Genomic DNA, 24,204 nt, shown 5'->3' with positions numbered 1-24,204 from the left:
GAGATCGAGGCTATACTGGAATAGCCTATGTCAAAAGCGCTTTACCCAAGCAGCGAAAGCATGTGGCCCTGCTCAGGCGGAATGCGGCCCCTCAGCGTATCGAGATAAATGCGCCGCACTGCCTCCGGCCCGCGGCTCTCGACCACGTCCAGGCACGTCTCCAGCAACGGCGCGAAGCCGGACCATGCCGCGCCAAAACGCTGCTCGATGCCCCCAGGGCCCCAATCTTTCGCTCGCTTGCGGATGTGGTCGGGCGCGAAGAACCAGCGCGGCTTCGCGCCGGGCAGCGCGCCTTCGTCGGCGTCCGTGGCGCGATGCGTCAAGCCGACGCGCACCGAGCTTTTCATCTGGTCGTGGCAACGGTGATGCAGTTCGGCCCGCAACGCGCTGCTGCCCGCCATGTCGACGAAAGCAACCGGCGCATCCGTCGGCAGCGCGCTGACGCGATCATAGGTGACGACCTCGTCGTAGCAGGGCAGCGAGCCGACGAAGCGGCTATTGCCCGCCGAGGTCAGCCCGATCACCTTGCGGCCGCGCGCATGCAGGAGATGGGCGAGCCCGAACGCGGTCTTGCTGGAGGCGCTGGAGAGCAGCACACAGCGCGCGCCAAAGTCGTCGTTCTCCGCGAGGAAGTCGTCGACCAGGAACGACAGCATGAACAGCTGCCGCAGCAGTGCCTGAAGATCGCCCTGATGTCCGGCAAAGGCGGGGTCGCCGGTGACGCGGGAATAGAGGTTGTAGACGGGCGAGACCTGCTTGCGATGCTCGGCGCCGTCACGAAGCGCGTGCTTGCTGACGTCGGCCGCCTCGATGACGAGATGCGTCGCCATCGGGAAATTGCCGAACAACCGCTCGCCCACAGTGACGCCGGGATGTTTCGAGGCGATCACCTCGCCAAAACCCCACACCGGGATGTTGCCAAAATCCTGTGGTGCCGGAAATATCTGCCAGTATTTCAGCGCGTCACCCATCACCGCATAGGTGATATTGTTGGCGGTGAATGCGAAGCGCTCGACCTTCACCAGCAGCGTATCTGCCGGCAGTGCGGCTGCATCTGGAACCACGGTTTCGATCAGCTTGTACTGCTCGAGATCGTTGCGCGCGACGACGAAATCGGTCGATGTCATGGTGAAGGCCTCGGCTTTTTCCGTGCGGCCATCTTCTCTTTCACCCGTGAGGGCTTTGCAACAGCAACATTGTTTGAAACGGTGTTCGCCGCGCCGGCGATGATGCCCTCGCGCTTCTTCACCGCGCGATAGTAGCTCCACCACAGATGCGCCGCCGCGCCGCGCAGCGGACGCCAGGGCTCGGCGAGCGGCGCCATCTGCTTCTCCGTCGGCCGCGTCTTCAGGCCGAGACCGATCTTGATCCCCTCCTGCACGGCGAGGTCGCCGGCCGGCCAGGCGTCGCCATGGCCCAGGCAAAACAGCAGATAGACGTCGGCAGTCCAGGGGCCGATGCCGGGCAGCGAGATCAACGTGTGATGCGCGGCGTCGGCATCCTCTTCGGCGAGCACCTCGAGGTTCAGCCGTTGCGCCGTGATCTCGCGCGCAAGGTGTTTCAGCGTCTTGATCTTGGCGGCGGACAGGCCGAGCCGCCCAGCCGGTCGGTGCGAGCGCGGCGGACCGCCTCATGGTCGAACGGATCGAGGGCGGCGGCCAGCCGCCCCCAGATCGCCGCCGCGCTCGCCGTCGAGAGCTGCTGCCCGCACACGATATGGGCAAGCCCCGCAAAACCCGGCTCGCGCCGCCGCAAGGCGGGCATGCCGGCGATTTCCAGCACGGGCTTGAGGCGCGGATCGCGCTTGATCAGCGCATGGACGGCCTCTTCGAGATCGGACTGGGATTCGAGGTGGATGGTCATTGCTTGCTCAACTCGTCATGCGCGGGCTTGCCGTCTCTGCTAAAGCTGCGCTGGCCCAATACCGTAAAGCCCGCCGAAGCCTTCGGCGTAGGCGGGACCCGCGCATCCATCTCCTAACGAGAGTCCGGGAAGATGGATTGTCGGGTCAAGCCCGGCAATGACGAATACACCGAGAACTCATGCCACCCGTTTTCCGATTTGCCCCAAGCCCGAACGGCTTCCTGCATCTCGGCCACGCCTATTCCGCGCTGCTGAACTTCGAACGTGCACGCGAGACCGGCGGGCGGCTGTTGCTGCGGATCGAGGACATCGACGCGACGCGCTGCCGGCCGGACTATGAGACGGCGATCTACGAGGATCTCGCCTGGCTCGGGATCTCCTGGGAAACACCGGCGCGGCGACAGTCCGAGCATCTTGCCGACTATCGTGCCGCGCTGGAAAAGCTTTCTGCGCTCGGTCTCGTCTATCCCGCCTTTGAAAGCCGCGCCGAGATCGCAAGGTTCATAGCCGCGCGCGAGGTGGATGGGCCGTGGCCGCGCGATCCCGATGGCGCGCCACTTTATCCCGGCGACGCCAAGTCGCTGTCGGCCGGCGAGCGCGAGCGGCTGATGACATCCGGCGCGCCTTACGCGCTGCGGCTCGACATGGCGGCCGCCTATCGGCGCGTCGCCGGCCTGACTTGGAACGAACTCGGCGCGGGGCCGGATGGCGCGCGCGGCATCGTCCCGGCGAGACCGGAAGCCTGGGGCGACGTGATCCTCGCCCGCAAGGAGACGCCGACCAGCTATCATCTGTCTGTGGTGGTCGACGACGCCCTCCAGGGCGTCAGCGAGATCGTGCGGGGCCAGGACCTGTTTCACGCCACATCGGTACACCGCCTGCTGCAGATCCTGCTTGGCCTGCCGGAACCCGCTTATCGCCACCATGGTCTGATCTGCGACGGCGAGGGGCGGAAGCTGTCGAAATCGAGCCGCTCGACCGGCCTACGGGAATTGCGCGCCGCCGGCGCCACGCCGGCCGGCATCCGCCGATCGGTGGGATTAGGTTAAGTTTCTCTGGGGGTTAGCCAAACGCCGCCGTGACTCCGGGTGTTCCGCCGTGCCATGCTTGCGCGAGAGCCCGGGGTTCGAAGGGGATCTATGGCGGCGAAAACGCGCCCAATGCGCACCACGCGAACGTCCAGGCGACCGCCTCGGAAGCGGTCCGGGGCGGCCGGCCGGTTGCGTAAGCGCAGCACCAAGGCGGTCGCGCCTGACGTGGTCCAGGCCGCGCTCGCCGCCTTTGCCCATGAGGTCCGCACCCCCCTGACCGGTATTCTGGCGATCAGCGACCTGCTCGCGACCTCCGATCTCGGCGAGCGGGAGCGGCGCTGGGCCGACACCATCAAGGCCGGCGCCGAACATCTGGCGAGCCTTGCGACGCTGTTTGTGGACGCTGCCCGGACAGGAAGGGGGAAGCACGCTGCGGCAGGACCTATTCGACCTAAAGACGCTTGCCCGCAGCGCCGGCGATTCGCTGGCCGGCCGCGCCGCGGCCAAGGGTCTTCAGGCCCAGGTCGACATTTCCGAGAAGTTGCCGGGGTTGGTGGTGGGCGATCCCGTCCGCCTGCGCGCTGCGCTCGAGAACCTGATCGACAATGCCGTGAAATTCACCGATCGGGGCGGCGTGGCGCTTGCGGTGGCGCCCTGGCGTCCCGCCAAGGACGAGCGCAAAGGCAAAGCCAAGGATAAGGGCAGGGTCGGCATCGCCTTCGCGGTATCCGACAGCGGCATCGGCCTTACCATGGCCGAAATCAAGCGGCTGTTCCGCCCGTTCACCCAGGCCAATGTCACCATTGCCTCGCGCTTCGGCGGCGCCGGTCTGGGGCTATCCTCGGTGAAGCAGCTGGCGCGCGCGATGGGCGGCGACATCACGGTCGCTCCGCGCCGCGGCGGCGGCGCCACGTTCACGCTGACGGTGTCGCTGGATGCGGCGGGATCGGGCAAATCGCGCAAAGGAAAGAACGGTAGCGAGCCCGAGGCGGTGACCGCCCTCCGCGTGCTCAGCGTCGAGGACAATCCGTTCGGGCGCGTGGTGCTCAACACCATTTTGACCGAGCTCGGCCATCATGCCGAGTTCATCGGTCGCGGCGAGGATGCGGTCGGTCGGCTGGCGCAAGGAGCGTTCGACGCGGTGCTGATGGACATGGTGCTGCCGGGCATCGACGGCGTCGAGGCCATCAGGCGAATCCGCACGCTGCCGACGCCGCTGGCTCAGATCCCCATCATCGGCGTTTCCGGTCGCGGCGAGGACGAGGCGGCCTCGCGCGAGGCCGGTGCCGACGCCTTCCTGGTCAAGCCTGTGTCTCCGCGGGCTTTAGCGACTGCGCTGCTTGAAGCGACACGCCGTGAGGCAGCCGCGACTTGATGATCGCGGCATTGAGCTCGCCGCCGTACACGAAAATCGCGGCGATGAAATACAGAAACACCAGCGCGATGATGACCGAGGCCAGCCCCGCATACATCGTCACGTAATTGTTGGCGAAGCGCGCCAGGTATTGCCCGAACACGACACCGGAGACCAGCGACGCCACCACCGTGAAAACGATGCCCGGCATGATCTGGAGGAAGCTGCGCCGTCCCGCCGGCAGCCAGGCATGCAGGATGAACAGCGCCACCACCAGCGCGCTGATGGTGATGCCGTACCGCACCCAGGTGAGGATGCTCTCGTTGGACTCGACAAACAGCGGGATATGGCGTCGCGCCGCTTCGATCAGGAGCGGACCGAGCACGATCAGGAACGCCATAGCGAGCGCGGTGAAAGCTGCGATCAACGTGTAGGCAATCGATTCCAGCCGCAGCCAGTACCAGCGCCGCATCTCAACCACCGCATAGGCGCGGTTGAGCGCGACGCGGAGTGCCTCGACGCCGTTGGAGGCGAAATAGACCGACAGCGCCGCGCCGATGGTCAGAATGCCGGTGCGGGTCGTGGTCAGCACGTCGTGGACCTCGCCGGAGATCGAATCGGCGACCTGCTTGGGCCAGATCTGGAGCATCAGGCTGGCGGCCTGGTCGGCCAGTTCGTTGGAGCCGAAGAAGCCGGCAAGCGAGGTCAGCACGATCAGGAACGGGAACAGCGCCATCAGCGTCGACAGCGCGATGTGGCTCGCGATCGCCCAGCCGTCGTCAGCGAGGAACGTGTAGAACGCGTCCATCACGACGACGTAGATGTAGCGGATCGCTTTCATGCGCCACCTACACTGCTCTCTCTCCGCGCGCGCGGAGAGAGGTGGGGTGGACAGGCAATTGGCGCAAATCGGAAATCATTCCGCTACCATCTGATATTATTGGCCTAAAAGCCAGATCGTGCAGGCGATAGCCTGTCCCCCTCCGACGTCATTCCGGGGCGCGCAGCGCGAGGCCGGAATCCATTTTGCTGCAACGTACCTGGAGCGATGGATTCCGGCTCGATGCTCCGGGTCGCGCGTCGCGCGGTCCCGTCGCATCGCCCCGGAATGACGCCGGTGGCTGCCGCGGCACCATGGCGCATCCGCAAGCACGGTGTTATCTAACCCCAATGGCATCTATCTTGAGTACTTTCATCCTGCCGATCGCGGTCGGCGCCGTGGCGCTCGTGCTGCTGCTCGGGCTCATCAACATGATGCGCGGCGGCTCGCCCAACACCTCGCAGAAGCTGATGCGCTGGCGCGTGCTGCTTCAGTTTGTGGCGATCATCCTTGCCATGCTCGCAGTCTGGGCCATGGGGCGGTAGGGCATGATCCGGAAAAAAGTGTGAAGCGGTTTTCCGACGAGATCATGCCCCAAAATTAAGAGGTCTACGTGGTCAAGTTGAACCGCATCTACACGAAAACCGGTGACGACGGCACGACGGCGCTCGGCTCGGGCGAGCGTCGCCCGAAATACGATCTGCGCATCGAGGCCTATGGCACCGTGGACGAGACCAATGCCGCGATCGGCGTGGTGCGGCTCCACACTTCGGCTATGCCCGAGCTCGACGCGATGCTTGGCCGTATCCAGAACGATCTGTTCGATCTCGGCGCCGATCTTGCGGTGCCCGAGCGCGAAGGCAAAGCGGAGCGGCTGCGGGTGGTGGCGAGCCAGGTCGAGCGGCTCGAGCGCGACATCGACGCACTCAACGACAAGCTCGCGCCGCTGACCTCCTTCGTGCTGCCGGGCGGCACGCCGGCTGCGGCTCATCTCCACGTCGCGCGCACAATATGCCGCAGGGCGGAACGGGTGATGGTGAAACTGGCGGCTCAGCCCGGCGAGCCCGTCGGCGCGGCTGGCATCCAATATATGAACCGCCTGTCGGACTTCCTGTTCGTGGCCAGCCGAGCCGCCAACGGGAATGGCGCCGGCGACGTGCTCTGGGTTCCCGGCCAGAACCGCTGACCCATTGAGCGGGCGCATTTCTAAGGTCTAAAATTTGGCTCGTTCGCGCGTTGACCGGGCCTGATCAGGCCTTTAGGTTCCGCGCCAGTTGATAACTCCCCTCCCAAATTGAGTGAAAGAGGATCGATGAAGGTCTTAGTGCCGGTAAAGCGGGTGGTCGATTACAACGTCAAGGTCCGCGTCAAGAGCGATGGATCGGGCGTTGAACTCGCCAACGTCAAAATGTCCATGAACCCGTTCGATGAAATCGCGGTCGAGGAAGCGCTGCGCCTGAAGGAAGGCGGCAAGGCGACCGAGGTCGTGGTGGTCTCGATCGGACCGGCGCAGGCGTCGGAGACGATCCGCACCGGTCTCGCGATGGGCGCCGACCGCGGCATCCTGGTGAAGGCCGAGGGCAATGTCGAGCCGCTCGCGGTCGCCAAGATCCTGAAGAAGGTTGCTGAAGAAGAGCAGCCGGGCCTGATCATCCTCGGCAAGCAGGCGATCGACGACGACTCCAATCAGACCGGTCAGATGCTGGCCGCGCTGCTCGGCTGGTCGCAGGCGACCTTCGCCTCCAAGCTCGAGGTTGAAGGTTCTGACTTCAAGGTCACCCGCGAAGTCGACGGGGGTCTGCAGACCGTGAAGCTGAAGGGACCGGCGATCGTCACCACCGACCTCCGTCTCAACGAGCCGCGCTATGCCTCGCTGCCCAACATCATGAAGGCCAAGAAGAAGCCGATCGCGGAAAAGACCGTCGCTGATTATGGCGTCGACGTCGCCGCGCGTCTCGAGATTCTCAAGACGACGGAGCCGACGGGCCGCAAGGCGGGCGTCAAGGTCAAGGACGTCGCCGAGCTGGTGTCGAAACTTAAGAACGAAGCCGGGGTGCTCTGATGACGACGCTTCTGATTGCCGAACACGACAATGCGTCGTTGAAGGACGCGACCAACAAGGCGCTCACCGCGGCGGCCGCGCTCGGCGCGGACGTCGAGGTGCTGGTGGCCGGCCAGAACGCCAAGGCCGCGGCGGATGCCGCCGCCAAGCTTGCCGGCGTCAAGAAGGTGCTGCTCGCCGATGGCGAGACCTACGCGCACGATCTCGCCGAGCCGCTGGCCGCGCTGATCGTCTCGCTGGCTCCGTCCTATGACGCGATCGTCGCGCCCGCGACCTCGCGTTTCAAGAACGTGATGCCGCGCGTCGCCGCCCTGCTCGACGTCATGCAGGTCTCGGAGATCATCAAGGTGGTCGCCCCGGACACCTATGAGCGTCCTATCTATGCCGGCAACGCCATCCAGACGGTGAAGTCGAAGGACGCCAAGAAGGTCATCACGGTGCGCACCTCCACCTTCGCCGCAGCGGGCGAAGGCGGCAGCGCACCGGTCGAGACCGTGGCGGCGGCGGCCGATCCCGGCCTGTCGTCCTTCGTCGGTGAGGAGGTCGCCAAGAGCGACCGTCCCGAGCTGACCTCGGCCAAGATCATCGTCTCCGGTGGCCGCGCCATGCAGAGCCGGGAAAACTTCGCCAAGTACATCGAACCGCTCGCGGACAAGCTTGGCGCCGGCGTCGGTGCCTCGCGCGCGGCGGTCGACGCCGGCTGATGCGCCGAACGATTGGCAGGTCGGCCAGACCGGCAAGGTCGTGGCCCCCGAGCTCTATGTCGCGGTCGGCATTTCCGGCGCGATCCAGCATCTGGCCGGCATGAAGGACTCCAAGGTGATCGTCGCGATCAACAAGGACGAGGACGCGCCGATCTTCCAAGTTGCCGATTACGGCCTGGTGGCCGATCTCTACCAGGCAGTTCCGGAGCTGACGGCCGAACTCGGCAAGCTCGGCAAGTAAAACGAGCCAAAAACACCGGCCGGAGCTATAAACTCCGGCCGGTGTTGCTTTTTTGAGGCGTTTTCTTTGGTGTGGGGCCGCCTTCGAAGCGATCCAATCTAGGTTTCGAGCCAAGGTTCTGATTAAATCGGACTCCCGGCTCAAGGGGATAGGCAGGCGCGACATGCGCGCCGTTCCGGTGGATGACATTATGGCGGCAGTGATCAAGAAGGTCGGCGTGATCGGCGCGGGTCAGATGGGCAACGGCATCGCGCATGTTGCGGCGCTGGCCGGCTTCGACGTGGTGCTCAACGACGTCTCGGCTGACCGCCTCAAGTCGGGCATGGCCACCATCAATGGCAATCTGGCGCGGCAGGTCTCCAAGAAGGCCGTCACCGAGGACGACAAGGCCAAGGCGATGGCGCGGATCAAGCTTGCCGAGAAGCTGGACGACCTCGCCGATTGCGATCTCGTGATCGAGACCGCGGTCGAGAAGGAGGAGGTCAAGCGTAAGATCTTCCACGAGGTCTGCGCCGTGTTGAAGCCGGAGGCGATCGTCGCCTCCGATACGTCGTCGATCTCGATCACTCGGCTCGCCGCCGCCACCGACCGGCCCGAGCGCTTCATCGGCATTCACTTCATGAACCCGGTGCCGCTGATGGAGCTGGTGGAGCTGATCCGCGGCATCGCCACCGACGATGCGACCTTCGAGGCGTCCAAGGAGTTCGTCGCCAGGCTCGGCAAGCAGGTCGCGGTCTCCGAGGATTTCCCGGCCTTCATCGTCAATCGCATCCTGCTGCCGATGATCAACGAGGCGATCTACACGCTGTACGAAGGCGTCGGCAACGTCGAGGCGATCGATGCCGCGATGAAGCTCGGTGCGCACCATCCGATGGGCCCGTTGGAGCTCGCCGATTTCATCGGGCTCGACACCTGCCTCTCCATCATGCAGGTGCTGCACGAGGGGCTGGCCGACTCCAAGTACCGTCCGTGCCCGCTGCTCGTGAAATACGTCGAGGCCGGCTGGCTCGGCCGCAAGACCCAGCGTGGCTTCTACGACTATCGCGGCGCCAAGCCGGTTCCGACAAGGTAAGGCAACGGTGCCGGTAGGGTGGGCAAAGGCGCAAAGCGCCGTGCCCACCATCCCTTCGCAACCAGGATCCTGATTGGTGGGCACGCTTCGCTTTGCCCACCCTACGACACCGTCGTCCTTCGGCGCGCATCCGCTTCGTGACAATTCATGTCCCATTAACCCCTCGCGCCTAGGTTACGGCCGGTAAGAGGGTTCGCGTAATGGACATGATGGCGATGGTCAGCACCATGCTGGCCGCTCAGCAAGGCGCGCTGCAATCGAATATCGCGGCGACGCTGACCAAGCAGAACATGGACATGGAAAAATCCACCGTCCTGACGCTGCTGGGCGCCGGTCAGCCCTCGCTCGCCAATGTCGGCCCCGGCGTCGGCGGCAATCTCAACGTGACGGCCTAACCCTCAGCGCATGAACCGGAAAAGTGGGCACCGGTTTTCCGATCAGATCATGCGCCAATAACTAAAGCGACGCGGCGGCCTTGCCGGTCGCGGCGCGGATCAGCTTGAGCGCGTCCTCGCTCGCCCATTCCGCCGGCCCCGCGATCGTCGCGATCTCGCAGCCTTGCGGGTCGACCAGCACCGAAGTGGGCATGCCAAGGGCCCGGCCTATCGCCTTAAGATCCTGAAAAACCTTGGCTTTTTGATCATTGAAATAGCCCAGCCGGGTCAGATTGGCCTCTTTCAGGAAGGTCTTGGGCTTCTCGGAGTTGCGGGTGTCGATATTGATCGCCACCACCTCGAAATTCGGGCCCGACAGCTTGCCCTGGAGCTCGTCCAGCGCCGGCATCTCCTTGCGGCAGGGCACGCACCAGGTGGCCCAGAGGTTCACCAGCAGCGTCTTGCCGCGGAAATCGGACAATTTCTTCGGCTTGCCGTCGGCATCCTCGAAGGCGAGGTCGGGCAGCTTCAACGGAGCGCTCGCCATGGTCAGCGCCGCCACCTCGCCATGGGCGAGCGGCGCGATCTTCTGCGCGGTTGCCACCGCGGACCGGCAGGACGGATCGCCTGACGGCGACCGGCTCAGGCCCAGCCCGTACAGCGCGGCGAAGCCGGCCAGACCGCCGATCGCCACGGTGGCGATGACGAGGGGGATCCGGCGCGTGGCGGAGGGCGTCTTGTCGAGCATATCGTTTGTCATCCGGTCGCAGATATGGCTATCAGGGGCCTCTTAATACGGCTGGCTGCGGCCAGCAAACGTGCGGCAAATCAAGGCGTGAGCAGGGGATCATGAGCAACAAGATGTGGGGCGGCCGGTTCTCGGAACGTCCCGATGAGATCATGGAAGAGATCAACGTCTCCATCGACGTCGATCGTCACCTCTTCGCCCAGGACATTGCCGCGTCCAAGGCCCACGCCGCGATGCTCGCCAGCCAGGGCATCATTACGGCCTCTGATGCGAAAAATATCGGCAAGGGTCTAGACACGATTTTGTCAGAGATCGGCAAGGGCGGCTTCGCGTTCAAGCGCGCGCTCGAGGACATTCACATGAATGTCGAGAGCCGCCTGTCCGAGCTGATCGGCCCCGCCGCCGGAAGGCTGCACACGGCGCGTTCGCGCAACGACCAGGTCGCGACCGATTTTCGCCTGTTCGTCCGCGACGTCATCGATGAGACTGATGCGGCGCTCGCCGCGTTCCAGCAGGCGCTGGTGGAGCGCGCGCTGGAGCACGCCGCAACCGTGATGCCCGGCTTCACGCATCTTCAGACCGCGCAGCCCGTCACCTTTGGCCATCACCTGCTTGCCTATGTCGAGATGGCCGCGCGCGACCGCGGCCGCTTCCAGGACGCGCGCAAGCGGCTGAACGAATTGCCGCTGGGCGCGGCCGCGCTCGCCGGCACCTCATTTCCGATCGACCGCCACGCCACCGCAAAGGCGCTCCTCTTTGACCGGCCGATGGCGAACTCGCTCGATGCGGTGTCCGACCGTGACTTCGTGTTGGAGACGCTGTCGGCAGCCTCGATCTGCGCCGTGCACATGTCGCGCTTTGCCGAGGAGATCGTGATCTGGACCTCGCCGCTGGTGGGCCTGATCCGGCTCAGCGACAAGTTCACGACCGGCTCCTCGATCATGCCGCAGAAGCGCAACCCGGATGCCGCCGAGCTGGTGCGCGCCAAGACCGGCCGCGTCATCGGCGCGCTCAATGGTCTCCTGATCGTGATGAAGGGCCTGCCGCTCGCCTATCAAAAGGACATGCAGGAGGACAAGCAGGGCGCCATGGAGGGTTTTGCCGCGCTGTCGCTGGCGATCCGCGCCATGACCGGCATGGTCCGCGACCTCGTGCCCGACGAAGCCAAGATGAAGGCGGCCGCGGGCGAGGGTTACGCCACCGCGACCGATCTCGCCGACTGGCTGGTGCGGACGCTGAAGATGCCGTTCCGCGAGGCCCACCACGTCACCGGCCGCATCGTGGCCAAGGCCGCCGAAGGCGGCGTCGCGCTGCACGAGCTGCCGCTAAAGGAGATGCAGGCGATCGAGCCGAAAATCACCAAGGACGTGCTCGGCGTGCTCTCGGTCGAATCGTCGGTGAAGAGCCGGACCAGCTTTGGCGGCACCGCGCCGAAGAACGTGGCCTCGCAGGCCAAGGCCTGGGCGAAGCGGCTGGAAAAAGAGCGAAAATCGGGCTGAGGGCAAAATTTCGCTGATGTTTCATGGTCATCCGGCTCTCGCCAGAGCGCGCCAATCTCTGTATGGTGCGCGCCGCGTAGTGGGGATTTCGTCGTGACGTCAAAGTTTCGCCCGGCCGGCTCGGGGTGGGCCATCATTGTCCTTAGCCTGACGGCGCTGGCGCTCGCCGGCTGCGGCCGCAAGGGCCCGCTGGATCTGCCGCCGACGGCCTCCAATGCACCCAACGGCGCGGCGCCTGTTGACACCGAGACCGAAGCCCAGAGGACGCCGAGCGTGTTCAATCCCACCTACGGTGTGGACGCTGCGCCCGCGGCGGCCAAGGGCAGGAAGAAACCATTTATCCTCGACCCGCTCCTGGACGAACCTCCCGGCAAGCAATAAGCCGGGACAACCGAGCCTGCGCCATGAACCATTTCGACTATCGCAACGGCGTGCTGCACGCCGAGGCGGTGAACCTGTCCGAGCTGGCCGCAACCGTCGGCACGCCGTTCTATTGCTATTCGACTGCGACGCTGGAGCGGCACTACCGCGTCTTCACCGAGGCCTTCGCCGGCGAGAAGGTGCTGGTCTGCTACGCCATGAAGGCGAACTCCAACCAGTCGGTGCTGCGCACGCTGGCCAAGTTAGGCGCCGGCGCCGACGTCGTCTCCGGCGGCGAGTTGAAGCGTGCGCTGGCCGCGGGCATCCCAGCGGCTGAAGATCCTGTTCTCCGGCGTCGGTAAGACCGAAGACGAACTGCGCGCCGCGCTGGCCGCGGACATCCTCTGTCTCAACGTCGAATCCGAGCCCGAGCTCGAGCTGTTGTCGCGGCTTGCGACCGAGATGGGCAAGACCGCGCGGATCTCCGTGCGCGTCAATCCCGACGTCGATGCCGGCACGCATGCAAAAATCTCCACCGGCAAGTCCGAGAACAAGTTCGGCATTCCGATCGCCCATGCCCGCGAGGTCTATGCGCGCGCCGCAAGACTCCCGGGCATCGAGGTGACCGGCACCGACGTGCATATCGGCAGTCAGATCACCGACCTCTCCAAGATGGAGACCGCGTTCCGGATCCTCTCCGAATTCGTGCAGACGCTGCGCGCCGACGGCCACAACATCTCGCATGTTGATTTCGGCGGCGGCCTCGGCATTCCCTATTACATGGACCGCGAGGCGCCGCCAGCACCCGACGCCTATGCCGCCATGGTCAAGCGCGTCAGCCACAATCTCGGCTGCACGCTGATGTTCGAGCCGGGGCGCATGATCGTCGGCAATGCCGGCATCCTGGTCACCAAGGTCATCTACGTGAAGCACGGCGACGGCAAGAATTTCGTGATCATCGACGCCGCCATGAATGATTTGATCCGCCCGACGCTGTACGAGGCGCATCATGACATCCTGCCGGTGAAGCAGCCCGCCAAGGGCGCCGCGACCATCACGGCCGATGTTGTCGGTCCGGTCTGCGAGACCGGCGATTATCTTGCGCTCGACCGCACGCTGCCGACGCCGCAGCCGGGCGACCTGCTCGCCATCATGACCGCCGGCGCCTATGGCGCGGTGCAGGCCGGCACTTACAACACGCGGCCGCTGGTGCCGGAGGTGCTGGTGAAGGGCGACCAATACGCCGTGGTGCGCCCGCGCATCGAGGTCGAGCAGCTGATCGCGATGGACACGCCGGCGCCGTGGCTGTGAGTGTGTGGTGAGGGGGCGGTAGGCCCGCTCCTCGTACTCGCTGTCGTCCCGGCGCAGGCCGGGACCCATAGCCACAGGGAGGAGTTTTGACGAAGATTCGTCGTTCGGTACTCCTACCGCCTACGACCGATAAATTCCGCGGTATGGGTCCCGGCCTTCGCCGGGACGACGAGGAGAATTCTAGGCGCTACTTCCCAGCCAACCCACCCTTCGCTCCGACCACCACCCCCGCCTTCCGCTCGATCGGCTTGATTGCCGCGGTGAAATCGGATTCTGCGCCTTCAGCGCTGATCACCGTCTCCCACAACCGCCCCACGGCATCAGCAACTTCCATCGACAGGCCGAGCTGCTTCATCTCCTCCAGCGCCAGCCGCACGTCCTTCACCATCAATCCCGTGGCGAAACCGAAATCGAACGTGCGCGGCAGCACCGAGCGCGGAAACTTGTCGCGGCTCGCGGTGTTCATGCCGGAGCCCGCATTGATGACGTCGATCATCACCGCGGGATCGAGCCCGGCCTTGACGCCCATCACCACGGCTTCCGACGTCGCCACGATGGCGGTGGCCGAGAGGAAATTGTTGGCGAGCTTCATGGTCTGCGCCGCGCCCGGCTGCTCGCCGATGAAGAACACCTTTCCGATCACGTCGAGCGCGGGCTTCAGCAGCTCGAACTCCGCCTTCGGCCCCGAGACCATCACCGCCAGCGTGCCTTTCTCGGCGCCGCCGACGCCGCCGGACACGGGACAGTCGATCTGCACGATATCGCGCTTGGCCAAGAGGCCGTGGATCTTCGCAGCCATCGCCGAGCCGACGGTGGAGAGGTCGATGAAGCGTTTCGCGCGCTTGCCCTCGATCACGCCATTCGCGCCCGTCGCGACTTCGAGCGAAGCCTGCAGCGAAGGCAGGCTCGCCATCACCGTCTCGACCTGGTCGGCGACGTCCTTCGGCGATGTCGCAGCAGTGGCACCGCGCGCCACCAGCTTGTCTATCATCTCCTTGCGCGCGTCGAACACGACGAGCTTGTGTCCCGCCTCGATCAGCCGTCGCGCCATCGGGAAGCCCATGTTTCCAAGCCCGATGAATCCGATGTCCATGGTGTTTCCTTGTGGTTGTTGTTCGTTGTTGTGAAAGATGCGCACTCCACCCTCGGTGTCGTCCCGGACCAGCGCGCCTTAAGCGCGCGCCGATCCGGGACCCATAACCACAGGCAGGAATTGTTGCGTGAAAGCGGTAACTCCGAGTCCCGCAACCACATCGGCCTGTGGCTATGGGTCCCGGATCTGCGCTTACGCTTGTCCGGGACGACGGCGGAGGGTGGCTTGCCGCTCACGCTTTCCCATCGATCTCCGAAAACACCTCGCGCGCGATACGGAAACTGTCGACGGCGGCCGGCATGCCGCCATAGATCGCGACCTGCATCAGGATCTCGCGGATCTCCTCGCGGGTGACGCCGTTGGTCAGCGCGCCCTTCAGATGCGCGCGGAATTCGTGCTGGCGGTTGAGGATCGCGATCATCGCGATATTGAGCATGCTGCGGGTCTTGCGCGGCAGTTCCTCGCGGCCCCACACCGTGCCCCAGCAATATTCGTTGAGCATTTCCTGGAACGGACGGTTGAAATCGTCGACGTTCTTCAGGGCGTTGTTGACATAGGCCTCGCCCAGCACCGCTTTGCGGACTTCCAGGCCCTTGTCATGCATCTTCTTGTCCATGGCGTTTCCTTCGTTTTCCTCGGGGTGGCGCCGCGGAAATTACGGGGTCGAGCCGGGCCAGTCACGTCCTCGTGTTATGCGGGAAAAGGGGTGTCTCCCGTCCAGGAACGGATGCCTCAGTGCTGCCGTTGTGATAGGCTTCTCTCTACCGGGCAACCTGGAGAGCTGATTGAACGGCGTCACCCCCGACCCGTCAGACCCGATCCGCGATGGGGACGCTCTGTCGCGGCTAAAGCTGGCGCAGGCCCTGGATCGGGCCATTTATGCCATTGCATGGGAGCGTGCCTGGCCGAACCTGGCGCGGGTTCTGACCGTCGTCGGCCTGTTCCTGGTGGTGTCCTGGGCCGGCCTCTGGCTGTCCTTGCCGTTCGTCGCCCGCGCCATCGGTCTCGTCATTTTCGCCGGCATCCTGATTGCCGCCCTGTTCCCGTTGATTCGCTTCCGCTGGCCGAGCCGCGAGGAGGCGCTGAGCCGGCTCGATCGTGGCTCCGGCATCCGTCACCGCCCGGCCACCACGCTCGCGGACACGCTGACCTCGCAGGACCCGGTTGCCAAGGCGCTGTGGCAGGCGCAGCGCGAGCGCACGCTGGCCTCGCTCAAGCGCATCCGCGCCGGCCTGCCGCATCCGCGGCTCGCGCTCCACGATCCCTGGGCGCTGCGCGCGCTCGTCATGGTGATGCTGGTTGCGACCTTCTTCGCCGCCGGCGACGAGCGTGCGATGCGGCTCGGGGCCGCCTTCGACTGGAACGGCGTGCTGGCCCCGACCAATGTTCGCGTCGACGCTTGGGTGACGCCGCCGCTCTACACCGGCAAGCCGCCGATCATCCTGTCGGCTGCCAACAAGGAGGCCGCGGCATTGCCCGCCAGCGGCCCGCTTGCCGTTCCCGCCGGCTCGACCCTGATCGTACGTTCCTCCGGCGGCAGCCTGGATGTCGCGGTCTCCGGCGGCCTCAAGGAGGTCGCCCCCGCGGAAGCCGCGCCCAAGGGCACCAACGAAAAGCACTTCGCCATCGCCGCCGACGGCACCGCGCATGTCCGCGCGCCCTCCGGCCAGCCGCAATGGGCCTTCGCGGCAACCCTGGACCGTCCGCCGACGATCGCACTCGCCAAGGACCCCGAGCGCCAGGCGCGCGGCGCGCTCCAGCTCTCCTACAAGATCGAGGACGATTACGGTGTCACCGGCGCCGATGCGCACATTGCGCTGCGCCCCGCCGACACCAGGGATAACGCGGCCAAGGATAACGCGAAGGACAACAGCAAGGACGCCGACGCCAAGGGCGCGGCGCGGCCGTTGTTCCAGCCGCCGCAATTCCCGCTCGTGCTGCCGAACGCGCGCACCCGTAACGGCGTCGGCCAGACGGTGAAGGACCTCAGCGAGGATCCCCATGCCGGCGCCGACGTCACGCTGACGCTCACCGCCAAGGACGAGGCCGGCAACGAGGCGCGAAGCGAGCCCTTCAACATGCGCCTGCCCGAGCGGCTGTTCACGAACTCGCTCGCGCGCGCGCTGATCGAGCAGCGCCGTATCCTCGCGCTCGACGCCAACAGGAATTCCGAGGTCTACACCGCGCTCGACGCGCTGATGATCGCGCCCGAATTGTTCACGCCGGATGCCGGCTGCTATCTCGGCCTCCGCAGCCTGGCATCGCAGCTCGAGGCGGCCCGCACCGACGACGCGCTACGCGAGGTGGTGGCGAGCATGTGGGCGTTCGCGGTCACCATCGAGGACGAGGGCGTCGCCGGCAGCGTCAACGCGGCGCTGCGCTCGGCGCAGGATGCACTCAAGGCGGCGCTGGAACGCGGCGCCAGCGAGGACGAGATCAGGGTGCTGACGCAAAAGCTCCGCGAGGCCATGGCCGGCAAGGTGCGCGACCTCGCCCGGCGCGCCGAGCAAAATCCGCTCGGACCGCGGCAGCCGTTCCCCGCGGAGGTCCAGCTCATCCTCGACAAGGCCGTCGAGTTGCGACAGAAGACCCAGCATGCGACGCCCGAGCAGCTCGAGGAGCTGGCGCAGCAGCAGGACGCACTTCGCCAGCAGCTTCAGGCCTATCGGAAGTCGGCGAGCAACCGGGCCAAGGCGGGCAACGACGGGGCCAACCAGTTTACGCGAGACCGGAAATGCGGAAGCTAGCACGCGTGCCAGTCTTGAGGGCGATGTCGATCGCCAGTCTCGCCTTCTTGTTGGGAGGCTTGTCGCCTGCGGCTGCCCAGCTGGATCAGGATCCCGATGCGCTGCTCGACAGCGCCGAAAAGGCCATGCAGGATTCCGGCGACAGCCTCAGACAGAAGGAATCCGGGAAGAGCCTGAACAACCAGTCCGATGCCATCCAGAAGCTCGAGGAATACAAGCGGGCGACGGAACGGAGCCAATCCTCCAGCCGTGATCGCAACGTCATCACGCAACGCGATCTCGACGAGCTGCTGAAGCAGATCGAGAAGGCGGCGCGCGAAGGCAATCGCGAGGCGGCCCAGCGCATGCTCGAGCAGCTCGCGCAGATCATGGAAAATCTCCAGATGGCGCAGCCCGGGCAATCCGGCGACAGCGACATGGAGCAGGCGCTCAACGAGCTCAGCGACATGATCCGCAAGCAGCAGCAATTGCGCGACAAGACATTCAAGCAGGGCCAGGATTCCCGGCGTGACCGCTCACGCGGCAAGCAGGGCGATCAGTCGATGTCGGACCTTCAGCAGGACCAGCAGGCGCTGCGCGACCGCCTGAAGAAGTTGCAGGACGAGCTCGCCAAGCGCGGCCTCGCGCAGAAGGGACAAAAGGGTCAGAAGCAGCAGGGGCAGCAGGGCGAGCAGGGCCAGTCCGGCCAGAATGGCGATCAGGACGGCGACCAGGGCGATGACGACAGCAGTCTGGATGACGCCGACGGGGCCATGGGCGATGCCGGATCGAAGCTCGGCGAAGGCAATGCCGACGGCGCCGTGGATTCGCAGGGCAAGGCCCTCGAGGCCTTGCGCAAGGGCGCGCAGAAGATGGCCGAGGCGATGCAGCAGGGTGATGGCGACGGACAGGGCGATGGTCCCGGCAATCGCGCCGGCCGTCAGCAGAGCGGCGGCAATCAGACCGATCCGCTGGGCCGTCCGCTTCACGGCCGCGATCTGAGCGACGATTACACCGTCAAGATCCCCGGCGAGATCGACGCCCAGCGTGTCCGCCGCATCCTCGAAGAGCTCCGCCGCCGCTTAGGCGATACCTCGCGCCCGCAAATCGAGCTCGACTATCTCGAGCGGCTGCTGAAGGATTTTTGAGCGGTCGGTGAGTTAGCCTCCGGGACGTCCAACAATTCACGGCGTCGTCCCGGCGAAGGCCCTAGGGCATGCACATATCTGGTGCGGCGGATCGACTCGGATCGGCCTGGGAGGATTCCAGAATCAGAGTTCTGTGTGATTCGTATTGCGGCACTCCATGATTTGGACGGGGTGCCCGCGATGTTGTCACGGATTGACTGGACGCTGGGCCGGTTCGGGATCGTCGTCTCGATAAGGGGGGCGGTGTTCGTCGAACGCATGGTTGTGGGCAAAACTGTCTGCCTTCGGCAGCTCTCCAGGGGGAACCGCGCGCTGGAAGTGCGGTTCAACCGCTTTCTTGGCCATGACAAGGTGACGGTGGAGCGGATCATCGAAAGCTGGAGCGAAAGCACGGTCGCTGCGGTAGAGGGCCGCCACGTGCTGGCCATCCAGGACACCAGCGAGATCCACTTCAACACCACACCGCAACGCCGGCGCGGGCTCGGAGAAATCGGCAAAGGCAATAACCACGGCGTGCTGCTGCATCCGCTGCTGGCTGTGGATGCCGATGACGGCAACTGTCTTGGACTTTTGAGCGGGCAGATATGGACGCGCACAGGTCGCCGCACGACCTCGCACGACGATCGGGAGTTATCGGACAAGGAATTGCAGCGCTGGATATCCACTGCCATGGCGGCCAAGCCGCTCCTCACCAAGGCCACAGCGGTGACGGTGCTGGGTGACCGCGAGAGCGATATTTTTGCCCTTTATGCCAGCTCGGCCGAGCAACACTTCCACGTCATCGCGCGCAGCATGCATGATCGCAAGCTTGCCGACCGCAGCGGCTTGTATGAGGTCAGCGATGCCATGGCCGCGGTGGATCGGCGTGCGATCCAATTGCCTGCGCGCGCCGCGCGGCCCGCCCGCCTGGCTCACCTCGAACTTCGCTTTGGCGCAATCGAGCTCGCCCGCCCACAGAGTAAGTTCCTGCGCCATCTGCCGGAAAGCTTGCCATTGGCGGTGGTCGATGTGCGCGAGATCAATGCCGAAACCGGGGTAGAGCCGCTGCACTGGCGGCTTCTCACCTCTCACGAGGTTACCGGCATCGAGGACGCCTGGCGCATCGTCCAATGGTACAAGCAACGCTGGATCATCGAGCAGTTCTTCCGCATCCTGAAGACACAAGGCTTCAAGCTCGAAGACAGCCAGATCGGAACCGCCGATCGCCTTCTCAAGCTGGTCGCGATTGCCGCTAAGGCGGCCGTCATCACAATCCAACTTCTGCAGGCCCGCAATGGCAGTCGCCAACCCATTCTCGCTGCCTTCGACAACGGCCAAATTAACGTGCTCACCGCCCTCAACCGTCAACTCGAAGCCGGGAGCAAGCGATTAAAGAACCCACATCCGCCCGATAGCCTCGCTTGGGCCGCCTGGATCATTGGTCGCCTCGGCGGCTGGGACGGCTACCCATCGTCCAAGCCGCCGGGCCCGATCACCTTCAAGAACGGCCTCGAATACTTCCACGCCGTCGCAGCAGGATGGAGCCTCAGAGATATGTGCATGCCCTAGGGCGAAGGCCGGGACCCATAGCCACAGGGGTGGGTTTGGCGAAGACTTCGGAGTTACCCATTCGCGCTACGACCACTGCCTGGGAGTATGGGTCCCGGCCTTCGCCGGGACGACGCCGTGGATGGGGGAGGAGCTTGCGTTACGGCCGCGCCTCGCCCCGCCGCTACCTCTTCTTCGCCGCCAACGCATCCGCCACAGCCGTGCGGATGTCGGCGACCGAGAACGGTTTTGTCACGACGTCGTGCACCAGTGCGTTGAGGTTCGAGGCGCGCTCGCGCTGGTCGGCAAAGCCGGTCATCAGCAGGATGGTCAGCTCGGGGAAATCGCGCGCGGCGGAGAGCGCCAGTGCGATGCCGTCCATGACAGGCATCTGGATGTCGGTGAGCAACAGGTCGAATGCGCCGTCCTCGCGAGTCAGGATCTCCAGCGCCTCGGCGCCGTCCTGCGCGGTGACGGTCTCGTGGCCGTCCATGGCGATGGCGCGCGCCACCAGCGTGCGCATCGAATCCTCGTCGTCGGCGATCAGGATTTTCGGCATGAGAGCAAACCTTGGGACCAACTCCCGCTTGCGAGGCTGATTATACGCTGCCGCCGGCAATGTCGCGGCGGTTGAAGAAGCGAACGTCGATATTGCGGCCCTCCGCCGGCGGCGAGGCCAGGCGCGAGCGGAAGAAGGCGCGCTCGCCGGGCCGCAGCACGGTCTGCTCCAGCACCGTGTTCCAGGCGTAGATCTCGGCGCCCTGCGCGTCGTGCACGGCGAAGCGCAGGCGCGGGATGTCGAGCGGCTTCTTGCCCTCGCCGACGATCACGCCCTCGATCACCAGCACCTGCTTACCGTCGACGGTTTCGCTGGACAGCTTGACGTCCTTGAAGGCCAATCCTCTCAGATTAACCTCGATCCCGACCAGCTTGTAGAACGCCGCCGTCTGCGGCAGCAGCCGCACCATGTCGCCGCGCCAGATGACCAGCGCCAGAATCAGCGCGCCCATGGCGGCGCAGGCGGTCGGCAGGCCGAAGTAGGATTTTCGCGGCGCCGCGGCGGCAGCCGGGCGGCTGACCCGTGCGCCGCGGCGACGGAACAGGTCGCGGAACCAGGACTGACGCCGCGCGCCAGCGACGTCCTCTTCGGCGGCCCGGGCCGCCGCGGACCACTCGTCCTCGATCTCCTTGGTGTCCTCGGTCGGCCAGTCGCTGGCGATCGAGGGGCTATCGACCATCGGGGTGTCGGCCGCGCTGTCGTCCTTGGCGTAGGAGTTCCACTGTTCGGCGAGGTCGGACTGATCCTCGGCTTGGCTGGCCGCGGCCATGGCCGGGACGGAGGCCTCCTCGATGGCATCCTCAGCATGGGCGACCCAGGTCTCCTTGCAACGGGAGCAGCGCACCGTCCGGCCGTTCGCGCCCAAGCTCGCGGGCTTGATGGCGTAGGATGTCGTACAATGGGGGCAGACGATATGCATGGACGAGCCTTGATGCATGGACGAGGACTTGGACTGGTCTTGACGATGCCACGGTCGTGGAGAACCGGGCGGCCCTTATGCTACCGGGCGAGCGTTAACGAACCGGAAACCATAACGGTCGCAAAACCCGTTAATCGCGTATGGCGGGGCACAACCGTGTGGCCCGCGCCCCCTCTCGAACGGAGCTGAGCTTGGTTCGGTTCGAAAATGTCGGATTGCGTTACGGTCTGGGGCCGGAGATCCTGCGCGACCTCAGCTTCCAGATCCCGGCGCATTCGTTTCAGTTTCTCACCGGACCGTCCGGTGCCGGCAAGACCTCGTTGTTGCGCCTGTTGTTCCTGTCGCATCGGCCGACGCGGGGCCTGGTCAATCTGTTCGGCCACGATATCTCGCGGCTCGGCAAGGACGAGATCGCCGACCTGCGCAAGCGCATCGGCATCGTGCTCCAGGATTTCCGCCTGCTTGACCACATGACGACCTATGAGAATGTCGCGCTGCCGTTCCGCGTCATGGGCCGTAGCGAATTGAGCTATCGCAAGGAGGTCATCGATCTCCTGCGCTGGGTCGGCCTCGGCGACCGCATGGATGCGCTGCCGCCGATCCTGTCGGGCGGCGAGAAGCAGCGCGCGGCGATCGCGCGCGCGGTGATCTCGCGGCCGCAGCTGCTACTCGCGGACGAGCCGACCGGCAGCGTTGACCCGACGCTCGGCCGCCGCCTGCTGCGGCTCTTCATCGAGCTCAACAAATCAGGCACGGCCGTCATCATCGCGACCCACGACATCGGCCTGATGGACCAGTACGAGGCGCGGCGCCTGGTGCTGCATCAGGGACGGCTGCACGTCTATGAGTAGGACCGACGAGCGCGGCGTGCTGGTCGACCTCGGGCAGGAGCGTCCGCAGCTTCCGGCCAAGGCACGCAACATGTCGCCGATCGTGCCGCGTGCCTCGATCCACGGCCGCGCGCTGGTCGCCGTCGTCGCCATCATGACCTTCCTCGCCTCGATGACGACAGGCACGGTGCTGCTGGTCAGCGCTTCCGCCGCCGAATGGCAGTCGGAGGTCGCCAGCGAAATCACCATCCAGGTCCGTCCGCTGGCTGGCCGCGATCTCGAACGCGACACCGCGGCGGTGACGGAGGCGATGCGCGCGCAAGCCGGCATCGTCGAGGTCAAGCCGTTCACCAAGGATGAAAGCGGAAAGCTGCTCGAGCCCTGGCTCGGCACCGGCCTGTCGATGGACGATCTGCCGGTACCGCGCATGATCATCGCGCGCGTGCAACCGGGCACGCCGCTCGATCTCGGCGCGCTGCGCGCACGCGTCACCCAGGTGGCGCCGAGCGCGAGTGTCGATGATCACCGTGCCTGGATCGAACGCATGCGCTCGATGACCAATGCCACCGTCCTCGCCGGCATCGGCATCCTCGCGCTGGTCATCATCGCCACCATCATCTCGGTGTCGTTTGCGACCCGCGGCGCCATGGCGGCGAACCGCCCGATCGTCGAGGTCCTGCATTTCGTCGGCGCCGGCGACCGCTACATCGCCAACCGCTTCCTGCGCCATTTCCTCAGGCTCGGCCTGGAGGGCGGCGTGATCGGTGGCGGCGCCGCGATGCTGCTGTTCGGCTTCTCCGAGTCGATCGCCGGCTGGTTTCCGGCACCCCCGTCGGCGACCAGTTCGCAGCCCTGCTCGGCACCTTCTCGCTGCGGGCATCCGGCTACATCGTGCTCGCGGTCCAGGCGGTGCTGATCGGCGCCATCACGGCCGTTGCCTCGCGCCAGACGCTGTTCGCGACGCTGAACGATGTGGATTGAGTTCTTTTTCTTCCCTTCTCCCCTTGTGGGAGAAGGTGGCGCGAAGCGCCGGATGAGGGGTATCTATCCATGCGCACGAACGTCCAGACGAAGTTGCGGAGAGCACCCCTCACCCGTCTCGCCGCTAACGCGGCGAGCCGCCCTCTCCCGCAAGGGGAGAGGGGAATCGAGCTCGCCGCCTGAGTATTCTTCGCGTTCGTAGCCCGTCAAACCAGACTCCACTTCGCCTCAAAACGTCTTAAAATCACCTCAGGGAAGGGATCACCGACATCGCATGACCTCGCCGACCGAAGATCGATCGCCGAAACTGCCGCGCGGCTGGCTGCGCGCGACAATCGTGTCGACGATCGCGCTTGCCTTCGTCGGCGCGGCAGCGGGCTTCGTTGCCTTCCTGTCGCAATTGCGCGGCGCCGAGATGGTGCCGGACCGCAAGGCGGACGGCATCGTGGTGCTGACCGGCGGGTCCTCGCGGGTGTCGGACGCGATGGAGCTGCTCGCTGCCGGCTACGGCAGAAGGCTCCTGATCTCGGGCGTGCATCCGACCTCGACGGCGAGCGACATCTCCCGGACCCTGCCGGAAAACCAGTCCTTCATGACCTGTTGCGTCGACCTCGACCGCACCGCGCTCTCGACCCGCGGCAATGCGGCGGAGGCGCGGCGCTGGGCCGAGGGGCGCCGGTTCAAATCGCTGATCGTGGTCACCTCGAATTATCACATGCCGCGCGCGCTGGTGGAATTCTCGCACGCGATGCCGCAGACGACGCTGATCCCGTTCGCAGTCGTCGGCGACAAATGGCGCGAGGAGCCGTGGTGGACTTCGCCGTCGACGTTGCGGCTGCTGCTGTCGGAATATGCCAAATACGTCGCGGCCGAGGCCAGGGTGCGGCTGGAGAATTTCGGGATTGACCTTTCGCCCGAAGTGTCGGAGCAGCCTTCAGGCTTGCAGCCGAAGCGGCCTGCCACCGCACAGGCCAATTGACCG

General features: G+C 65.3%; 20 protein-coding genes and 5 pseudogenes. 17 read left to right on the top strand and 8 right to left on the bottom strand.

Annotation, left to right across the window (positions count from 1 at the left end):
* Positions 1-41: 41 nt before the first annotated feature.
* The gene (locus ACSKB8_RS05860; protein ID WP_438103156.1) at positions 42-1,127 is read right to left on the bottom strand and encodes a DUF2855 family protein; all 1,086 of its coding nucleotides are present in this window, start codon (positions 1,125-1,127) and stop codon (positions 42-44) included.
* Positions 1,124-1,863 (bottom strand): annotated as a pseudogene (locus ACSKB8_RS05855) (DNA-3-methyladenine glycosylase family protein). Before ACSKB8_RS05855 ends, ACSKB8_RS05860 begins: the two are co-directional and overlap by 4 nt.
* 179 nt (positions 1,864-2,042) lie before the next feature.
* Here ACSKB8_RS05855 and gluQRS point away from each other — a divergent pair.
* Both gluQRS and ACSKB8_RS05845 read left to right on the top strand, forming a co-directional pair.
* Entirely contained in the window at positions 2,043-2,912 is an 870-nt protein-coding gene (gluQRS, locus tag ACSKB8_RS05850; RefSeq protein ID WP_438103155.1) for a tRNA glutamyl-Q(34) synthetase GluQRS, read from the top strand.
* A gap of 90 nt (positions 2,913-3,002) precedes the next feature.
* Positions 3,003-4,269 (top strand): annotated as a pseudogene (locus tag ACSKB8_RS05845) (ATP-binding protein).
* Here ACSKB8_RS05845 and ACSKB8_RS05840 read toward each other — a convergent pair.
* Positions 4,196-5,089: a YihY/virulence factor BrkB family protein gene (locus tag ACSKB8_RS05840; RefSeq protein ID WP_438103153.1), complete on the bottom strand. Its 894-nt coding sequence runs from the start codon at positions 5,087-5,089 to the stop codon at positions 4,196-4,198. The pseudogene ACSKB8_RS05845 and the gene ACSKB8_RS05840 sit on opposite strands and share 74 nt — an antisense overlap.
* A 329-nt stretch (positions 5,090-5,418) precedes the next feature.
* Here ACSKB8_RS05840 and ACSKB8_RS05835 point away from each other — a divergent pair, with 329 nt between their 5' ends.
* From ACSKB8_RS05835 to ACSKB8_RS05810, 6 genes and pseudogenes are all read left to right on the top strand, one after another.
* Positions 5,419-5,613, top strand: coding sequence for a twin transmembrane helix small protein (locus ACSKB8_RS05835; protein WP_091891278.1), 195 nt, complete (start codon positions 5,419-5,421; stop codon positions 5,611-5,613).
* Between the two features lie 68 nt (positions 5,614-5,681).
* The gene (locus ACSKB8_RS05830; RefSeq protein WP_438103151.1) at positions 5,682-6,254 is read left to right on the top strand and encodes a cob(I)yrinic acid a,c-diamide adenosyltransferase; all 573 of its coding nucleotides are present in this window, start codon (positions 5,682-5,684) and stop codon (positions 6,252-6,254) included.
* Positions 6,255-6,380: 126 nt separating this feature from the next.
* Positions 6,381-7,130 (top strand): electron transfer flavoprotein subunit beta/FixA family protein, encoded by a 750-nt coding sequence (locus ACSKB8_RS05825; protein WP_438103149.1) that lies wholly within the window; start codon positions 6,381-6,383, stop codon positions 7,128-7,130.
* Positions 7,130-8,075 (top strand): annotated as a pseudogene (locus ACSKB8_RS05820) (electron transfer flavoprotein subunit alpha/FixB family protein). Before ACSKB8_RS05825 ends, ACSKB8_RS05820 begins: the two are co-directional and overlap by 1 nt.
* Before the next feature lie 190 nt (positions 8,076-8,265).
* Positions 8,266-9,147 (top strand): 3-hydroxybutyryl-CoA dehydrogenase, encoded by an 882-nt coding sequence (locus ACSKB8_RS05815; RefSeq protein ID WP_091891266.1) that lies wholly within the window; start codon positions 8,266-8,268, stop codon positions 9,145-9,147.
* Positions 9,148-9,347: 200 nt separating this feature from the next.
* Positions 9,348-9,542, top strand: a complete 195-nt coding sequence (locus tag ACSKB8_RS05810; protein WP_027562813.1) for a putative motility protein — start codon at positions 9,348-9,350, stop codon at positions 9,540-9,542.
* A gap of 61 nt (positions 9,543-9,603) precedes the next feature.
* Here ACSKB8_RS05810 and tlpA read toward each other — a convergent pair whose 3' ends face one another.
* The gene (gene tlpA / locus ACSKB8_RS05805) at positions 9,604-10,269 is read right to left on the bottom strand and encodes a thiol:disulfide interchange protein TlpA (RefSeq protein WP_438103146.1); all 666 of its coding nucleotides are present in this window, start codon (positions 10,267-10,269) and stop codon (positions 9,604-9,606) included.
* Positions 10,270-10,370: 101 nt separating this feature from the next.
* Here tlpA and argH point away from each other — a divergent pair, with 101 nt between their 5' ends.
* From argH to lysA, 3 genes and pseudogenes are all read left to right on the top strand, one after another.
* A complete protein-coding gene (gene argH / locus ACSKB8_RS05800) occupies positions 10,371-11,768 on the top strand; it encodes an argininosuccinate lyase (protein ID WP_438103144.1) in 1,398 nt (465 codons plus the stop codon).
* A gap of 93 nt (positions 11,769-11,861) precedes the next feature.
* Complete coding sequence (gene lptM, locus ACSKB8_RS05795; protein ID WP_438103142.1) at positions 11,862-12,149, top strand: LPS translocon maturation chaperone LptM; 288 nt, start codon at positions 11,862-11,864, stop codon at positions 12,147-12,149.
* Between the two features lie 23 nt (positions 12,150-12,172).
* A pseudogene (lysA, locus tag ACSKB8_RS05790) lies at positions 12,173-13,439 on the top strand (diaminopimelate decarboxylase).
* A 187-nt stretch (positions 13,440-13,626) separates the two neighbouring features.
* On the opposite strand, the gene ACSKB8_RS05785 reads toward lysA, so the two are convergent.
* The gene (locus ACSKB8_RS05785; RefSeq protein WP_438103140.1) at positions 13,627-14,532 is read right to left on the bottom strand and encodes an NAD(P)-dependent oxidoreductase; all 906 of its coding nucleotides are present in this window, start codon (positions 14,530-14,532) and stop codon (positions 13,627-13,629) included.
* A gap of 232 nt (positions 14,533-14,764) precedes the next feature.
* Positions 14,765-15,148 carry a carboxymuconolactone decarboxylase family protein gene (locus ACSKB8_RS05780; RefSeq protein WP_091891246.1) on the bottom strand — a complete coding sequence of 128 codons (384 nt, stop codon included), beginning with the start codon at positions 15,146-15,148 and terminating at the stop codon, positions 14,765-14,767.
* A gap of 169 nt (positions 15,149-15,317) precedes the next feature.
* On the opposite strand from ACSKB8_RS05780, the gene ACSKB8_RS05775 reads away from it, so the two are divergent.
* From ACSKB8_RS05775 to ACSKB8_RS05765, 3 genes are all read left to right on the top strand, one after another.
* Positions 15,318-17,279, top strand: a complete 1,962-nt coding sequence (locus ACSKB8_RS05775) for a TIGR02302 family protein (protein ID WP_438103138.1) — start codon at positions 15,318-15,320, stop codon at positions 17,277-17,279.
* Positions 17,267-18,406: a DUF4175 family protein gene (locus ACSKB8_RS05770; protein ID WP_438103136.1), complete on the top strand. Its 1,140-nt coding sequence runs from the start codon at positions 17,267-17,269 to the stop codon at positions 18,404-18,406. The genes ACSKB8_RS05775 and ACSKB8_RS05770 overlap by 13 nt, the downstream gene beginning before the upstream one ends.
* A gap of 258 nt (positions 18,407-18,664) precedes the next feature.
* Positions 18,665-19,954: an IS4 family transposase gene (locus ACSKB8_RS05765; protein WP_438110423.1), complete on the top strand. Its 1,290-nt coding sequence runs from the start codon at positions 18,665-18,667 to the stop codon at positions 19,952-19,954.
* A 163-nt stretch (positions 19,955-20,117) separates the two neighbouring features.
* Here the strand turns inward: ACSKB8_RS05765 and ACSKB8_RS05760 are convergent, their stop codons facing one another.
* Together ACSKB8_RS05760 and ACSKB8_RS05755 are read right to left on the bottom strand one after the other, a co-directional pair.
* Positions 20,118-20,492, bottom strand: a complete 375-nt coding sequence (locus ACSKB8_RS05760; RefSeq protein WP_091891237.1) for a response regulator — start codon at positions 20,490-20,492, stop codon at positions 20,118-20,120.
* Between the two features lie 40 nt (positions 20,493-20,532).
* Entirely contained in the window at positions 20,533-21,411 is an 879-nt protein-coding gene (locus ACSKB8_RS05755) for an MJ0042-type zinc finger domain-containing protein (protein WP_438103134.1), read from the bottom strand.
* 191 nt (positions 21,412-21,602) lie between these two features.
* Here ACSKB8_RS05755 and ftsE point away from each other — a divergent pair, with 191 nt between their 5' ends.
* The 3 genes and pseudogenes from ftsE (at position 21,603) to ACSKB8_RS05740 (ending at position 24,201) form a co-directional block, all read left to right on the top strand.
* Positions 21,603-22,262 (top strand): cell division ATP-binding protein FtsE, encoded by a 660-nt coding sequence (gene ftsE, locus ACSKB8_RS05750; RefSeq protein WP_438103132.1) that lies wholly within the window; start codon positions 21,603-21,605, stop codon positions 22,260-22,262.
* Positions 22,255-23,222, top strand: a pseudogene (locus tag ACSKB8_RS05745) (cell division protein FtsX). The gene ftsE and the pseudogene ACSKB8_RS05745 overlap by 8 nt, the downstream one beginning before the upstream one ends.
* Positions 23,223-23,496: 274 nt before the next feature.
* Positions 23,497-24,201 carry a YdcF family protein gene (locus tag ACSKB8_RS05740; protein WP_128931217.1) on the top strand — a complete coding sequence of 235 codons (705 nt, stop codon included), beginning with the start codon at positions 23,497-23,499 and terminating at the stop codon, positions 24,199-24,201.
* Positions 24,202-24,204: the final 3 nt, after the last annotated feature.

Origin of the sequence: Bradyrhizobium sp. BR 1432 (genome assembly GCF_051547705.1) — a bacterium.
Taxonomy (GTDB): Bacteria; Pseudomonadota; Alphaproteobacteria; order Rhizobiales; family Xanthobacteraceae; genus Bradyrhizobium; species Bradyrhizobium zhanjiangense.
Note: the sequence above shows the minus strand (reverse complement) of the source record. Positions and strands in the feature narration are given on the sequence as shown.

Excerpts from the sequence above, each read along its gene's own strand:
- ACSKB8_RS05760 (WP_091891237.1), bottom strand. The coding sequence starts at position 20,492 with ATGCCGAAAATCCTGATCGCCGACGACGAGGATTCGATGCGCACGCTG.
- ACSKB8_RS05770 (WP_438103136.1), top strand. The coding sequence starts at position 17,267 with ATGCGGAAGCTAGCACGCGTGCCAGTCTTGAGGGCGATGTCGATCGCC.
- ACSKB8_RS05835 (WP_091891278.1), top strand. The coding sequence starts at position 5,419 with ATGGCATCTATCTTGAGTACTTTCATCCTGCCGATCGCGGTCGGCGCC.
- ACSKB8_RS05815 (WP_091891266.1), top strand. The coding sequence starts at position 8,266 with ATGGCGGCAGTGATCAAGAAGGTCGGCGTGATCGGCGCGGGTCAGATG.
- gluQRS (WP_438103155.1), top strand. The coding sequence starts at position 2,043 with ATGCCACCCGTTTTCCGATTTGCCCCAAGCCCGAACGGCTTCCTGCAT.
- ACSKB8_RS05840 (WP_438103153.1), bottom strand. The coding sequence starts at position 5,089 with ATGAAAGCGATCCGCTACATCTACGTCGTCGTGATGGACGCGTTCTAC.
- ACSKB8_RS05755 (WP_438103134.1), bottom strand. The coding sequence starts at position 21,411 with ATGCATATCGTCTGCCCCCATTGTACGACATCCTACGCCATCAAGCCC.
- ACSKB8_RS05860 (WP_438103156.1), bottom strand. The coding sequence starts at position 1,127 with ATGACATCGACCGATTTCGTCGTCGCGCGCAACGATCTCGAGCAGTAC.
- ACSKB8_RS05765 (WP_438110423.1), top strand. The coding sequence starts at position 18,665 with ATGGTTGTGGGCAAAACTGTCTGCCTTCGGCAGCTCTCCAGGGGGAAC.
- ACSKB8_RS05740 (WP_128931217.1), top strand. The coding sequence starts at position 23,497 with ATGACCTCGCCGACCGAAGATCGATCGCCGAAACTGCCGCGCGGCTGG.
- argH (WP_438103144.1), top strand. The coding sequence starts at position 10,371 with ATGAGCAACAAGATGTGGGGCGGCCGGTTCTCGGAACGTCCCGATGAG.
- ACSKB8_RS05810 (WP_027562813.1), top strand. The coding sequence starts at position 9,348 with ATGGACATGATGGCGATGGTCAGCACCATGCTGGCCGCTCAGCAAGGC.
- ACSKB8_RS05825 (WP_438103149.1), top strand. The coding sequence starts at position 6,381 with ATGAAGGTCTTAGTGCCGGTAAAGCGGGTGGTCGATTACAACGTCAAG.
- ACSKB8_RS05785 (WP_438103140.1), bottom strand. The coding sequence starts at position 14,532 with ATGGACATCGGATTCATCGGGCTTGGAAACATGGGCTTCCCGATGGCG.
- ACSKB8_RS05780 (WP_091891246.1), bottom strand. The coding sequence starts at position 15,148 with ATGGACAAGAAGATGCATGACAAGGGCCTGGAAGTCCGCAAAGCGGTG.
- tlpA (WP_438103146.1), bottom strand. The coding sequence starts at position 10,269 with ATGCTCGACAAGACGCCCTCCGCCACGCGCCGGATCCCCCTCGTCATC.